Below are 13,196 nucleotides of genomic sequence, written 5' to 3' on the forward strand. Positions count from 1 at the left end.
CGCATGGCGTGGATCTACTGTTCGGGCTGGTGCCAGATACGCTGCCACATCGCCGACAACCGGCGGCCGGCATCGGCGCGCGCGGCCGGGCTGCTGTAGTCCACCCGCAGCTGCTCGGGCACGATCGCGCGCCACTGGCCGTCAACCTGCTCGGCCACCGCGAAGTTGAAGGTGTAGTCCGGCTCAAGACCCATGCGCAGGTCGCTCAACACCAGCTTGCCGTCCACCACCTGCGCGCGCATGAAGCCACGGTTGAACCACTGCAGACGCTGTACTGCCGGAATTTCCGCGGCTTCGCGCAATGCCTGCACATTGGACGGATGCCCTTCGAAACGCATCGGCGCCTCGTCGGCTACCAGCGAGCGGTCACCCACCACGTAGCCATTGGGGGTCATCGCCACGACGCGCCACAACAGCGTATTGAATGGCATCGGCACCGAGAACCGCGGCGCGTCGCCCAGGCCCATCGCCGCCAGGCTCTGCTGCGCGGCGCGGTCGACCTGCGCCTTGGCCATCAGCCCCCAGCCCAGGTACGCACTGCTGAGCAGCAACGCAACGCCGAGCACCTTGCCCGCCCACGGCCGCGCGCGACCGAACCAGGCCAGCACGCAGCCCAGCAGCAACCACACCGTATAGCCGGGATCGATGATGAAGACGCTCGAGCCCATCGCCGGATGCGGCTGCAACGGCCACCACAGCTGTGTGCCGTAGACGGTGAACGCATCCAGCACGGGATGGGTAACCAACGCCAGCTGGATCGCCCAGAACCAGCGCACCGGTGATTGCGCCACCCTGCCGTTGCCGAAGCGTTTGAACAACCACCAGATCAGCGCAGCCACCCACGGCAGCACCAGCAGCGAATGGCTGAAACTGCGGTGGTCGGTCATGTTCGCCACCGGGTCGGCGGCGGCAAAGCCCAGCCACAGGGCATCCAGGTCCGGCAGGGTGCCGAGCGCGGCACCGGCCAGCAGGGCGGCACGGCGGTGTCCGGGCGGGGCGATGGCGGCAGCGACAGCGCCGCCGAGAACGATCTGGGTCAATGAGTCCATCGGCCGATGCTAGCGGGTTGCGTCGACGCCGTCTCGGTGGAGTCGAGCCGCGCCACCATTGCTCAACGGCCGTCAATGCATCGAGCGCATCGCAATGCGCCAGGATGCATCCGCGCCGCTATGCCGCCTGCGACAACCGCGCGCCCGCCAGCTCGACCAGTGTCTGCCCGTTGTGGTCCAGCAGCCGCAACGCGCCGTCGTGGTCCTCGGCCAATGCGGTCAGACTCTCCACCCAGTCGCCGTCATTGGCGTAGACCAGACCGTCACGTTCGATCAGCGCGGCACGGTGGATGTGTCCACAGACGATGCCATCCAGGCCGCGCCGGCGCACGTCGTCCAGACCGGCCTGCACGAAGCGCTCGATGTAGCGTTCGGCCGCACCGCTCTGGCGTTTCAGGAATTCCGACAGCGACCAGTAGCGCATCCCGAGTCGACGCCGCACCGCGTTCAAGAGATGGTTGCCGGTGAGGATACGGTAGTACAGCCAGTCACCAAACCGCTCCTGCAGGCCACCGAAGTGGGTGACGCCGTCATAGTCGTCGCCATGCGCCACCAGCAGCCGGCGGCCATCGGCCGTGGTGTGGATCGCGCGGCGGCGTACCTGCATCGCCGGCAGCATCAGGCCGCATACCTGGCGCAGCGATGCGTCATGGTTGCCGGGGATGTAGATGATTTCGGTACCGGCGCGTCGCAGCGCGTGCAGGGCCAGAATGACGTCGCTGTGCGACTGCCGCCAGGTGGCGCGTCGGTGTGCCATCCACCACAGGTCGATGATGTCACCGACCAGATACAGGCGTTCGCAGCGCAGGGTGCCGAGGAAACGCGCCAGCTCGGTGGCGTGGCAATGCCGCGACCCCAGATGCACATCGGAGACGAACACGGCGCGACGATGCGGTGCCAGGTTCGCCAGCGTGCTCATGCCGGCATCCCCGCATCGCGCAGGTAGCGTTTGCGCTTGTGCGGACGGATCGCGTGCAGATCGACTTCGATCAGGCCGTCGATCGAATCGCTGAAATCCGGGTCGACGCCGAACGCCAGGAACCGTGCACCGCCGGGTTTGCACAGGTCTGTGTACTGCCGGTACAAGGTGGGCACGCCGGTGCCGAGCGCGGCGAGGTTGGCTTTGAGCACGTCGAAGGCGGCCGCCGCATCCAGTTCGCCGAAGCACGGTGGCGCGGCGAAGTACTGGAACGGCCGGTTCGATTGCACCCGCCCATCGGCGGCGCCGTAGTAACGCTGGTAATAGGCCACCAGCTGCTCGCGCGCATCGCGGGGCAAGGCGGCGCTGATCGACACCGCACCGAACAGATAACGGATGCCGGGCTGGCATTGCAGATAGGCGCCGATGCCCTGCCACAGGTAATCCAGGCTGCGGCTGCCCCAGTAATCGGGCACCACGAAGCTGCGGCCCAGTTCCAGGCCTTCGGCAATGCGTGGAATGGCATCGTCGGAATAGCGGAACAGCGAAGCACTGTAGAGCCCGGCCAGGCCCCGGCGCGCCAACGCCTGCGCGCCGCGCATGATCCGGTAGGCACCGGCGATGCGCTGGGCGGTGCCGTCCCAGATCACGATGTGCTGGTACTGCAGGTCAAAGTCGTCCAGGTCGCGACTGCGACCCGTGCCCTCGCCCACCTGGCGGAAGGTCAGCTCGCGCAGCCGCCCCAGCTCACGCAGCAGCGGCGAATCCGCAGCGCAGCTGGCCAGCAGGATCTGTTTGCCATCAGCGGTCTGCCCCAGCACGGCAGCAGTGGCAATCTCAGCGGCGACCTGCACAGGCGGCACCGGCGCGGCCAGCGGCTCGGGCCCTGCAGGGCAGCCTTCGGCAACCGGCGTATCGCGCCCCAGCGCGTACACCGCACGGCGCACCGCCAGCAGCTGCGTGCCGGGGTCACCCTGCCCCAGCTGCATCGGTTGGCCGATGCGCAACCGCAGCGGCCGGCCACGGCGGGCGAACATCTCGCGTGCCAGCAGTGCCGTACCGGCCGGCTTGAACAACGTCGACGCGCCGTAGAACAGCGCCGAGTTGCGCGCGTCCACCCGCACCGGCAGCACCGGCGCGGCGGCGGCACGGGCAAAGCGGACAAACCCCCGCTGCCAGCGACCATCGCGGATGCCGAGCAGCGACAACCGCGAGACCTCGCCGGCCGGGAACACGATCACGCACTGCTCGGCCGCCAGCGCCTGCTCCACCGCCTGCAGGCTGGTGCGCTGGACCTTGCCACCGAGGATGCGGACCGGCAGCAGGAGGTCCTGCAGCGGCCCGATCGCGCCCAGCAGATCATTGGCCACGATGCGCACGTCGCGGCGGATCCGGCCGACAGCATCCAGCAGGGCCAAGGCATCCAGCGCGCCGGAGGGGTGGTTGGCCACGATCAACAGGCGGCCGGTGGCCGGAATCCGCGCCAGCGCGGCGGGGTCGACGTGGTAGCGGCCTTCAATGAAGTCCAGCCCGGCGGCGACGAAGTCGAAGCCACGCACGTTGGCATTGCGGCGCAGGAACTCCTCGATGCGGTCCAGCCGCGACCAGCGCCCGACGCTGCGCAGCAGGGGCCGGGCCAGTTGGCCGCGACGGCCATGGAACCAGTCGGGATAGCGTTGTTGCAGACGCTGTTCGAGTTCCTGCATGGCGTGTCCCCTCCTGCCCGGCGGCCGGGTTGGCCGAGAGCCTGCGCCCGGGACGCGGCAGCCAGATGGCGGTTTGGCGGCAGAATGATGACGGCGCCTGCGCCGGCATATCCGGGCCCGGCGGAGGGCGGCAATGGTCACGCCAGTGGAACACTGCCTGTGCACGATGCCCCCTCGATGCCCGCCAGGCCTTGCCCTGCCGGGCACAACACCTTAACCACCGGCAACCCATACGGGTTCACAATGCACAGGCGGCGCACCCCGTGTATCATTCGCGCCCATCTTTCCATCCGAATCAAAGGATATTAAGCCTGATGTCCAGCTACCTCTTCACCTCCGAGTCGGTCTCTGAAGGCCATCCGGACAAGGTTGCCGACCAGATCTCCGATGCGGTGCTGGACGCGATCCTGACCCAGGACCAGCGCGCCCGTGTGGCCTGCGAGACCATGGTCAAGACCGGCGTTGCCATCGTTGCCGGCGAGATCACCACCAGCGCCTGGATCGACCTGGAAGCGCTGACCCGCAAGGTCATCGTGGACATCGGCTATGACAGCTCCGAAGTCGGCTTCGACGGCGCCACCTGCGGCGTGCTGAACCTGATCGGCAAGCAGTCCCCGCACATCGCCCAGGGCGTTGACCGCAAGAAGCCGGAAGAAATGGGCGCTGGCGACCAGGGCCTGATGTTCGGCTATGCCACCAACGAAACCGACAGCTACATGCCGGCGGCGATCCACCTGTCGCACCGCCTGGTCGAGCAGCAGGCGAAGATCCGCAAGAAGCGCAACTCGCCGCTGTCCTGGCTGCGTCCGGACGCCAAGAGCCAGGTCACCCTGCGCTATGAAAACGGCGTGGTCTCGGCCATCGACGCGGTGGTCCTGTCGACCCAGCACGCCCCGGGCATCAAGCAGAAGGACCTCATCGAGGCCGTCCGCGAAGAGATCATCAAGCCGGTGCTGCCGGCCAAGTGGCTGCACAAGGGCACCAAGTTCCACATCAACCCGACCGGCAAGTTCGAGATCGGCGGCCCGGTGGGCGACTGCGGCCTGACCGGCCGCAAGATCATCGTCGACACCTACGGCGGCTGGGCCCGTCACGGTGGTGGCGCGTTCTCGGGCAAGGATCCGTCCAAGGTCGACCGTTCGGCCGCTTACGCTGCCCGCTACGTTGCCAAGAACGTGGTTGCCGCCGGCCTGGCCGACCGTTGCGAAGTGCAGGTCTCCTACGCCATCGGCGTGGCTGAGCCGACCTCGATCTCGGTCACCACCTTCGGCACCGGCAAGATCAGCGACGACAAGATCGAGAAGCTGATCCGCAAGCACTTCGACCTGCGCCCGTACGGCATCATCAAGATGCTGGACCTGATCCACCCGATGTACCAGCAGACCGCGGCCTACGGCCACTTCGGCCGCAAGCCGAAGGAGTTCAGCTACCTCAACGGCGAAGGCGAGACCGTCAACGCCACGGCCTTCTCCTGGGAGAAGACCGATCGCGCCGCCGCCCTGCGCGCCGACGCGAAGCTGAAATAAGAAGCACGAAGGGCCGCTGTAGAGCCGACTGTTAGTCGGCAGACCTTCAAGAAGGGCCGCGCAAGCGGCCCTTCTCTTTTGCGGTAGAGCCGGCCGCTGGCCGGCTTTTTCATGGCTTCCGGAAACAATCGCGTGGCTGCCGGCCAGCGGCCGGCGCTACCCGGTTGCCGATACAATCGCCCCATGTCGACCGAACTCAAATCCCACCAGCTGTCCATGACCGTGCTGATGTCGCCGGAGATGGCCAATTTCTCCGGCAAGGTCCACGGCGGCGCGATCCTGCGTCTGCTCGACCAGGTCGCCTATGCCTGCGCCAGCCGCTATGCCGGCCGCTACGTGGTCACCCTGTCGGTGGACCAGGTGGTGTTCCGCCAGCCGATCGCGGTCGGCGAACTGGTCACTTTCCTGGCCTCGGTGAACTACACCGGCACCTCGTCGATGGAAATCGGCGTCAAGGTGGTGGCCGAGGACATCCTCAAGCGCAGCGTGCGCCACGCCAACAGCTGCTTCTTCACCATGGTGGCCGTGGACGAGGAAGGCCGGCCGACGCCGGTTCCGTCACTGCAGCCGGCCAGTTCGGACGAGAAGCGCCGTCAGGCCGCCGCATTGATCCGCCGCCAGCTGCGCCAGGAAATGGAGCAGCGACACCTGGAACTGCTGGCGTCGAACCCGCCGTCACCAGAAGAATGAGGTAGTGCCGGCCGCTGGCCGGCAACCTCCTGATGTTCCGAAACACATTCGAGGTTGCCGGCCAGCGGCCGGCACTACCGCAACGGGTCAACCGGTGTTCTGCACGCCTTGCGAAACACCATTCACGCAGGCCACCAACGCACGCAGCAGGTCATCGTCCTCGCGCCCGCTTTCGCGCCAGCGCTGCAGCAGGTCCACCTGCAGCACGCTGATCGGGTCCACATAGGGATTGCGCAGGCGGATCGACAGCGCCAACCGCGCGTCGTGGTCCAACAGGGTCTGCTGCTCCATCAGCGCCAGCAGCCAATGCCGGGTCAGTTCAAGTTCGCGTTCGACCTGCGGGAAGAACGCATCGTGCAGCTCACCTGACAGGCGCGAGAACTGTTCGGCGATGGTGATATCGCCCTTGGACAGCACCATCGCGATGTCATCCAGGAAGGTGCGGAAGAACGGCCAGTCCCGCGCCATTTCACGCAACGTGGCTTCATGGCCGGCGTCCACCGCCGCCTGCAGGCCGCTGCCCACGCCATACCAGCCGGGAATCACTGCGCGCGCCTGGCTCCAGGCGAACACCCACGGAATCGCACGCAGGTTGGTCAACGCCGCATCCTGGCCGAGCCGGCGCGAAGGCCGCGACCCCAGCGTCATCCGTTCGATCACATCGATCGGCGTCGCGGTGCGGAAGTAATCCATGAAACGCGGCTGGCCGACGAACGCCCGATAGACCTCGCTGCTGGAACCGGCGACCACGTCCATCACCGGCCGCCAGTCCTCCTCGCGCGGCTCGGCGGCACGCGGCCGCAGGCTGGCGCGCAGCACCGCACCGGTGGCCTGCTCCAGCGAACGCAGCGCCAACGCGCGGATGCCGTACTTGCGGTGGATCACTTCGCCCTGTTCGGTCACCCGCAGGCGGCCATCGATGCTGCCACGTGGCGAGGCATCGACCGCGTGCGTGGTCTTGCCGCCACCGCGGCTGATCGAGCCGCCCCGGCCATGGAAGAAGGTCAGGCGCAGGCCCGCTTCGGCGGCCACCTCCAGCAGCTCAACCTGCGCGCGTTGAAGGCCCCAGCGCGAGGCGGCAATGCCACCGTCCTTGCTGCTGTCCGAATAACCGAGCATCACCATCTGCACGTCGTCGCGTGCACGCAGATGCGCGCGGTACACCGGATCGGCCAGCAGATCGCGCAGTGTTGCAGTGCCACGCTTGAGGTCGTCCACGGTTTCAAACAGCGGCGCGATATCCAGCGGCACGTCGCCAGCGTCATCGACCAGGCCACCGCGACGCGCCAATGCCAGCACCGCCAGCACATCGCCACGGTCGTGCGCCATCGAGATGATGTAGCTGCCCAGCGCATCGCCACCATGGCGCGCACGCGCATCGGCCAATGCGGCAAACACCGCATCCAAGCGCTGGTTGCCCTCATCATCGCCAACCGGCAAGGGGGTTTCACCACTGGCATGGGGCGCCAGCAGGCGTGCACGACCCGCTGCATCCAACGCATCCCAGGCAGCATCTCCACCCAGCACAGCTGCCAGCGCGCGCGCATGCACGCTCGATTCCTGGCGCACATCCAGCCGCGCCAGATGGAAGCCGAAGGTCTTCACCCGCCACAGCAGGCGCTGCACGGCAAAACCGCCGGCATGTTCGCCGCGGTTCGCGCGCAGGCTGTCGAGGATCAGCTGCAGGTCATCGATCAGCTCGTCCGGGCCGGCATAGTCGCCGTCGGCATCATCCAGCGTGGCCTGCAGGCGTGCGCGCATGCGGTCGTTGAGCAACCGGTACGGCATGTCGGCATGGCGTGGCCGCGACTGCACCTGCGGCAGCAACTGCTGGTAATGCGCGACACGCGCCTGCAGTGCATCGCTCACCCCCACCCGTTCGGTGGATTGGCTGAGCAGGCTGGCCAGCTGCAGCAGTTCCTTCTGGTACTGGCCCAGCACGGCAACGCGCTGTGCATCCAGCGTGTTGCGGATGGTGTGCGCATCCACATTGGGATTGCCGTCCATGTCGCCGCCCACCCAGGTGCCGAATCGCAGCAGGCGTGGCAAGGGCAGCTCCTCGCCATAGGTATCGCGCAGTGCCTGCTGCAGCGATTCGTACAGCACCGGGATGACCCGGTACAGCACCTGCACCAGATAGAAGCCGACGTGTTCGCGCTCGTCATCCACGGTCGGACGCACCGGCGAGGAATCAGTGGTCTGCCACGACGCAGTCAACGCCATGCGGAAGCGCGCGGCGTCGGCGGCGGCTTCGCCGGGGGTACGCTGGCCGTCGAGGTTGTCGACCAGGCTGGCGACCATCAGCTGCTCTTTTTCCAGCAGCGCGCGGCGCACGGCCTCGGTCGGGTGCGCGGTGAACACCGGCTCGATATCGATGCGTGGCAGCCACTGCGCCAGTTCGTCCAGGCCAACGCCCTGTGCCTTCAGGTGCTGCAAGGCATCCTGCAGGCCATCGGGTTGCGGTGCGGCGGCAACGGCGCGCTGGTAGTCGCGACGGCGGCGGATGCGATGCACGCGCTCGGCGATGTTGACTACCTGGAAGTAGGTGCTGAACGCCCGCACCATGGTCTCGGCCCGCAGCGGCGCACGCCCGGCCAGGCCATCGGCCAACTCGGACAGTGGCGCCTGGTTCTCGCGGCGGGCGATGGCACGCGTACGCACGTCCTCGACGTCATCGAGGAACGCGGCCGACACCTGCTCGACCAGCAGGTCGCCGACCAGTGCGCCGAGACGGCGCACATCGTCACGCAGGGGAAGATCGGGGGAAGCAAACTCGATACTGCTGCGGTACTCGTTCATCGGCGACGCACAGGCCTCGGTCAACGGATCCAGACCCCAAGCCTAAACCAGATCGTGTGCCATGCTGCGATGCAGAAATGGTTTCATCTGGTAGTGCCGGCCGCTGGCCAGCAACCTCACGTTGCGCAGGTCCGTGAGAGTGCCGGCCAGCGGCCGGCACTACCAGGACGGGTCAGCGCGTCTTCTTGGCCTTGCCCTGCTGCACCGGACCCAAGGTCTGTTCCAGCCAGCGTTCGCTTTCGGCCAGCATGGTCATGATCGATTCGCGTGCGCGGTAGGCATGCGATTCGTTCGGCAGCATCACCAGCCGTGCCGTGCCGCCCAGGCCCTTCACCGCAGCGAACATGCGCTCGCTCTGCAACGGGAACGTGCCCGAATTGTTGTCGTCCACGCCATGGATGAAGAGGATCGGATCCTTGATCCTGTCGGCGTAGTTGAACGGCGCCATCTTCTGGTACACATCCTGCGCCTGCCAGTAGTTGCGCTCTTCGGCCTGGAAACCAAACGGGGTCAGCGTGCGGTTGTAGGCACCGCTGCGGGCGATGCCGGCCTTGAACAGGCGGGTGTGCGCGAGCAGGTTGGCGGTCATGAACGCACCGTAGGAATGGCCGCCGATGGCGATGTGCTCGCGATCGGTCACGCCGCGCCGCACCACCTCGTCCACCGCGGCCTGCGCATTGGCCACCAGCTGTTCGATGTAGGTGTCGTTGGGTTCCTTGTCGCCTTCGCCGATGATCGGCATCGACGGGCTGGCCAGCACCACGTAGCCCTTGGCCAGGAACGCCTGCGGGCCCCAGTAACTGATCGCGTTGAAGCGGTACGGCGAATCGGTCACCTGGCTGGCGGCTGCCGCACTCTTGAACTCACCCGGGTAGGCCCACATCAGCAGCGGCCGCGGGCCATCGCGCTTGGGGTCATAGCCCGGCGGCAGCAGCAGGGTCGCGGTCAGGTCCACGCCATCCTTGCGCTTGTAGCGGATCTGTTCTTTCTGCACGCCCTTCAACTGCGGCAGCGGATGGGGGAAGTGGGTCAGCGCACGCGGTGCAGCGTTGGTGTCGGCCAGCGACTGCACGTAGAAGTTGGTGGGCTCGTCCGGACTCTCGCGGCTGATCAACAGCGAACTGGCCTGCGCATCCAGCAATGTCACCGGTGCGGCGTAGGTCGGTGCCTGCGAATGGAACAGGCGGGTCGCCTTGCCGCTGGCCACCTCGAAGCGATCGACGAACGGACGGTCGCCCTCCGGCGATGCACCGGCACCGGCCAGATACAGGCTGCCACCATCAGCGGTGGTCTGCAGCAGCGAGCGGCCGCGGTCATCGCTGGCCATCAGCGGGCGCCCCGGATCGGCATAGCGGTCCTGCGCATCGCGGTCCCACAGCAGCCGGGCATCAGCGCTGGCGTTGTCCGGCGCGATCAGCCAAGTCTTGCTGCGGCGGGTCTTCCACCACGATTCGTTGAGCAGGGCCAGGTCGCCACGGCCCCAGCTGATGCCGGCGTAACGGCTGCCGAGCTGGGCCAGGGTCACCGGCGGCGTGTCGAACGGTGCGGCCTGCATGAACACCGCATCGCGCACCTTGGCTTCCCTGTTCGGGTCGCCGCCGTCCTGCGCTTCGGCCCAGACCAGGGTGGCATCGGCATCGCCGCGCCAGCTGATGTCACGCACGCCGGTCACTTCAGCATCGTTGCCGGTCGGCAAGCCCTCCACCAACGGACGCACGGCCACGGTGTGCACCAGCTTGCCGGTGCTGCGGTCGAGCACTTCGATGCGGCGCGGGAAGCTGCCCAGCGGCACCACGTAGGAGTACGGGCGCTGCACCGGCTGGCTGAGCACGAAGCGGCCATCGGGCGACACCGCAAAGCCCATGAAGATGCCGGCCGCACCGATGGCACGGCTCTGCCCGTCCAGGCTGACCTCCACCGGCTGGGTGGTGGCGTAGTAATCGAACTGGCGCGCGTCGGCCTCGTTCTTCAGCAGATCCTGGTAGGTGCGGATGGACACCACGCCCCCGCCCTGACTGGTCTGCTGCACGGCCGGGCCGGTCGGAATGCCATCCGCGGCCGGCGCGGCGCCCAGGTTGGCCGGGCGGGTGAACACCACCAGTCCACGGCTGTCCGGCAACCACTGGTAGCCACTGCCCAGAACGGTGTTCAGGCCGGCGACCAGACGACGGGCGCTGCCGCCGGCCACGTCCACCAGCCACAGCTCATTGGCGCCGGTAGCGGCATCGACCTGGTTGAAGGCCAGCCACTTCTGGTCCGGCGACCACGTCAGGCTGGCAATCGACAACGTGGCCGGCAGCCCGCTGATCTGCCGCTCCTTGCCGTCGGCCACGTTCATCAGCCACAGCTTCTGGCCGAAGCTGAAGCGGCTGTCGGAGAAGGTGCGCGGGTTGATGCGCAGGCCGGCCAGCTTCAGTTCCGGCTGCGCCACCACCTGGATCGACGGCAGCGACGGCATCTGCATCAGCGCGGCCACATCGCGGCGCGGCGACAGGTACAGCGACGGCGCCCGCGGCGCGTCGACCACCGCCTGCAGTGCGGCCGAAGGCAGCTCATAGCCGGTCACGCCCTGCGCTTGGGCCGGCGCCGCCTGCGGGGCCGCTGCCCAGGCCTGCGGGACCACCGCCAGCAGGGCCATGGACAGGACCAGGCCAGTCAGGCGCCGGCTGCGGCGTGCGTGCATGCTCATCATTGTTCCACCTGTTCGCTGCGTGAAGCCCTTGACCTTAACAGGCCATGCACATCCGCCCATCTGCCGATGGTTGGGTCATCGCTGTGTCACAGCAGAGGCGCGATATAATGGGCGTCCTCCCCTGCCGAGGGGCGCTGCGACCGGATCCTCTGAGACCGGCCAGGCTCGGCCAGGTGGCTTTGCAACAACGGCGCCCGGCTAGATGCGAGCAACCGCTCGCCCACAACCGGAGCTACTGCATGAATGCTGTTGCCAAGACCTTCTCCACCGAAGGTGATTACAAGATCCGCGACATCACCCTGGCCGACTGGGGCCGCAAGGAACTGGACATCGCCGAGCACGAGATGCCGGGCCTGATGTCGATCCGTCGCAAGCACGCCGCCACCCTGCCGCTGAAGGGCGTGCGCGTGACCGGCTCGCTGCACATGACCATCCAGACCGCGGTGCTGATCGAGACCCTGAAGGACATCGGCGCCGACGTGCGCTGGGCCTCGTGCAACATCTTCTCGACGCAGGACCACGCTGCTGCGGCCATTGCCGCCACCGGCACCCCCGTGTTCGCCTGGAAGGGCGAGTCGCTGGAAGAGTACTGGGACTGCACCCTGGACGCGCTGACCTTCACCCTGGCCGACGGCACCCTGACCGGCCCGGAACTGGTGGTCGACGACGGCGGTGACGTGACCCTGCTGATCCACAAGGGTTACGAGCTGGAAAACGGCAGCACCTGGGTCGACGAAAAGGCCGCTTCGCACGAAGAGCAGGTCATCAAGAACCTGCTCAAGCGCGTGGCCAAGGAGCGCCCGGGTTACTGGGGCCGCGTGGTCAAGGACTGGAAGGGCGTTTCGGAAGAAACCACCACCGGCGTGCACCGCCTGTACCAGCTGGCACAGGCCGGCACCCTGCTGATCCCGGCAATCAACGTCAACGACTCGGTCACCAAGAGCAAGTTCGACAACCTGTACGGCTGCCGCGAGTCGCTGGCCGATGGCCTCAAGCGCGCGATGGACGTGATGCTGGCCGGCAAGGTCGCCGTGGTCTGCGGCTACGGTGACGTGGGCAAGGGCTGCGCCGCCTCGCTGCGTGCCTACGGCGCGCGCGTGGTGGTCACCGAGATCGACCCGATCTGCGCCCTGCAGGCCGCGATGGAAGGCTTCGAGGTCAACACCATCGAGTCGACCCTGGGCCGTGCCGACCTGTATGTCACCACCACCGGCAACAAGGACATCATCCGCATCGAGCACCTGAGCGCGATGAAGGACCAGGCCATCGTCTGCAACATCGGCCACTTCGACAACGAGATCCAGGTCGATGCGCTGGTCGCCTTCCCGGGCGTGAAGCACGTCAACATCAAGCCGCAGGTGGACAAGTACATCTTCCCGGCATCTGATGGGAGTGCTGGCAACGCGATCTTCCTGCTGGCCGAAGGCCGCCTGGTGAACCTGGGCTGCGCCACCGGCCACCCGAGCTTCGTGATGTCCAACTCGTTCGCCAACCAGACCCTGGCCCAGATCGACCTGTGGGCCAACAAGGGCAGCTACGAGAACAAGGTGTACCTGCTGCCGAAGAAGCTGGACGAGGAAGTGGCCCGCCTGCACCTGGAGAAGATCGGCGTGAAGCTGACCACCCTGAGCCAGGAACAGGCCGACTACATCGGCGTGCCGGTGGAAGGTCCGTTCAAGCCGGATCATTACCGCTACTGATGCCGTGCGCGGGGTCGGATCCCTTTCCACCGGAAAGGGCTCTGACCCCAGCAACGGATACACATGGACGGGCGCCTTCGGGCGCCCGTTCTGCGTTGGTGCGCGGGGCGTTCCG

The 13,196-nt window shown here is 67.0% G+C and carries 8 protein-coding genes and 1 riboswitch; of the genes, 3 read left to right on the top strand and 5 right to left on the bottom strand.

What is annotated here, in order from left to right; genetic code table 11:
- Window positions 1–14: 14 nt before the first annotated feature.
- The 3 genes from ACQ5SA_RS09325 to olsF form a co-directional block, all read right to left on the bottom strand.
- Window positions 15–1,049, bottom strand: a complete 1,035-nt coding sequence (locus ACQ5SA_RS09325) for a metal-dependent hydrolase (protein WP_499314065.1) — start codon at window positions 1,047–1,049, stop codon at window positions 15–17.
- A 118-nt stretch (window positions 1,050–1,167) separates the two neighbouring features.
- Window positions 1,168–1,968, bottom strand: a complete 801-nt coding sequence (locus ACQ5SA_RS09330; protein ID WP_499314066.1) for a UDP-2,3-diacylglucosamine diphosphatase — start codon at window positions 1,966–1,968, stop codon at window positions 1,168–1,170.
- Entirely contained in the window at window positions 1,965–3,674 is a 1,710-nt protein-coding gene (olsF, locus tag ACQ5SA_RS09335; RefSeq protein WP_499314067.1) for a bifunctional ornithine lipid synthase OlsF, read from the bottom strand. Before olsF ends, ACQ5SA_RS09330 begins: the two co-directional genes overlap by 4 nt.
- 314 nt (window positions 3,675–3,988) lie before the next feature.
- Here olsF and metK point away from each other — a divergent pair, with 314 nt between their 5' ends.
- The gene (gene metK, locus ACQ5SA_RS09340) at window positions 3,989–5,200 is read left to right on the top strand and encodes a methionine adenosyltransferase (RefSeq protein WP_312111984.1); all 1,212 of its coding nucleotides are present in this window, start codon (window positions 3,989–3,991) and stop codon (window positions 5,198–5,200) included.
- 183 nt (window positions 5,201–5,383) lie between these two features.
- Window positions 5,384–5,890, top strand: a complete 507-nt coding sequence (locus ACQ5SA_RS09345) for an acyl-CoA thioesterase (RefSeq protein ID WP_089238821.1) — start codon at window positions 5,384–5,386, stop codon at window positions 5,888–5,890.
- An 87-nt stretch (window positions 5,891–5,977) separates the two neighbouring features.
- Here ACQ5SA_RS09345 and ppc read toward each other — a convergent pair whose 3' ends face one another.
- Window positions 5,978–8,689 carry a phosphoenolpyruvate carboxylase gene (ppc, locus tag ACQ5SA_RS09350; protein WP_499314246.1) on the bottom strand — a complete coding sequence of 904 codons (2,712 nt, stop codon included), beginning with the start codon at window positions 8,687–8,689 and terminating at the stop codon, window positions 5,978–5,980.
- A 172-nt stretch (window positions 8,690–8,861) separates the two neighbouring features.
- A complete protein-coding gene (locus ACQ5SA_RS09355; RefSeq protein WP_499314068.1) occupies window positions 8,862–11,378 on the bottom strand; it encodes a S9 family peptidase in 2,517 nt (838 codons plus the stop codon).
- A 123-nt stretch (window positions 11,379–11,501) separates the two neighbouring features.
- Window positions 11,502–11,584: riboswitch (S-adenosyl-L-homocysteine riboswitch) on the top strand.
- A 36-nt stretch (window positions 11,585–11,620) separates the two neighbouring features.
- On the opposite strand from ACQ5SA_RS09355, the gene ahcY reads away from it, so the two are divergent.
- The gene (gene ahcY / locus ACQ5SA_RS09360; RefSeq protein WP_499314069.1) at window positions 11,621–13,081 is read left to right on the top strand and encodes an adenosylhomocysteinase; all 1,461 of its coding nucleotides are present in this window, start codon (window positions 11,621–11,623) and stop codon (window positions 13,079–13,081) included.
- Window positions 13,082–13,196: the final 115 nt, after the last annotated feature.

The sequence above is a fragment of the Stenotrophomonas indicatrix genome (assembly GCF_050573115.1).
Lineage (GTDB): Bacteria > Pseudomonadota > Gammaproteobacteria > Xanthomonadales > Xanthomonadaceae > Stenotrophomonas > Stenotrophomonas lactitubi_A.

Excerpts from the sequence above, each read along its gene's own strand:
- ACQ5SA_RS09325 (WP_499314065.1), bottom strand. The coding sequence starts at position 1,049 with ATGGACTCATTGACCCAGATCGTTCTCGGCGGCGCTGTCGCTGCCGCC.
- ACQ5SA_RS09345 (WP_089238821.1), top strand. The coding sequence starts at position 5,384 with ATGTCGACCGAACTCAAATCCCACCAGCTGTCCATGACCGTGCTGATG.
- olsF (WP_499314067.1), bottom strand. The coding sequence starts at position 3,674 with ATGCAGGAACTCGAACAGCGTCTGCAACAACGCTATCCCGACTGGTTC.
- ppc (WP_499314246.1), bottom strand. The coding sequence starts at position 8,689 with ATGAACGAGTACCGCAGCAGTATCGAGTTTGCTTCCCCCGATCTTCCC.
- metK (WP_312111984.1), top strand. The coding sequence starts at position 3,989 with ATGTCCAGCTACCTCTTCACCTCCGAGTCGGTCTCTGAAGGCCATCCG.
- ACQ5SA_RS09330 (WP_499314066.1), bottom strand. The coding sequence starts at position 1,968 with ATGAGCACGCTGGCGAACCTGGCACCGCATCGTCGCGCCGTGTTCGTC.
- ACQ5SA_RS09355 (WP_499314068.1), bottom strand. The coding sequence starts at position 11,378 with ATGAGCATGCACGCACGCCGCAGCCGGCGCCTGACTGGCCTGGTCCTG.
- ahcY (WP_499314069.1), top strand. The coding sequence starts at position 11,621 with ATGAATGCTGTTGCCAAGACCTTCTCCACCGAAGGTGATTACAAGATC.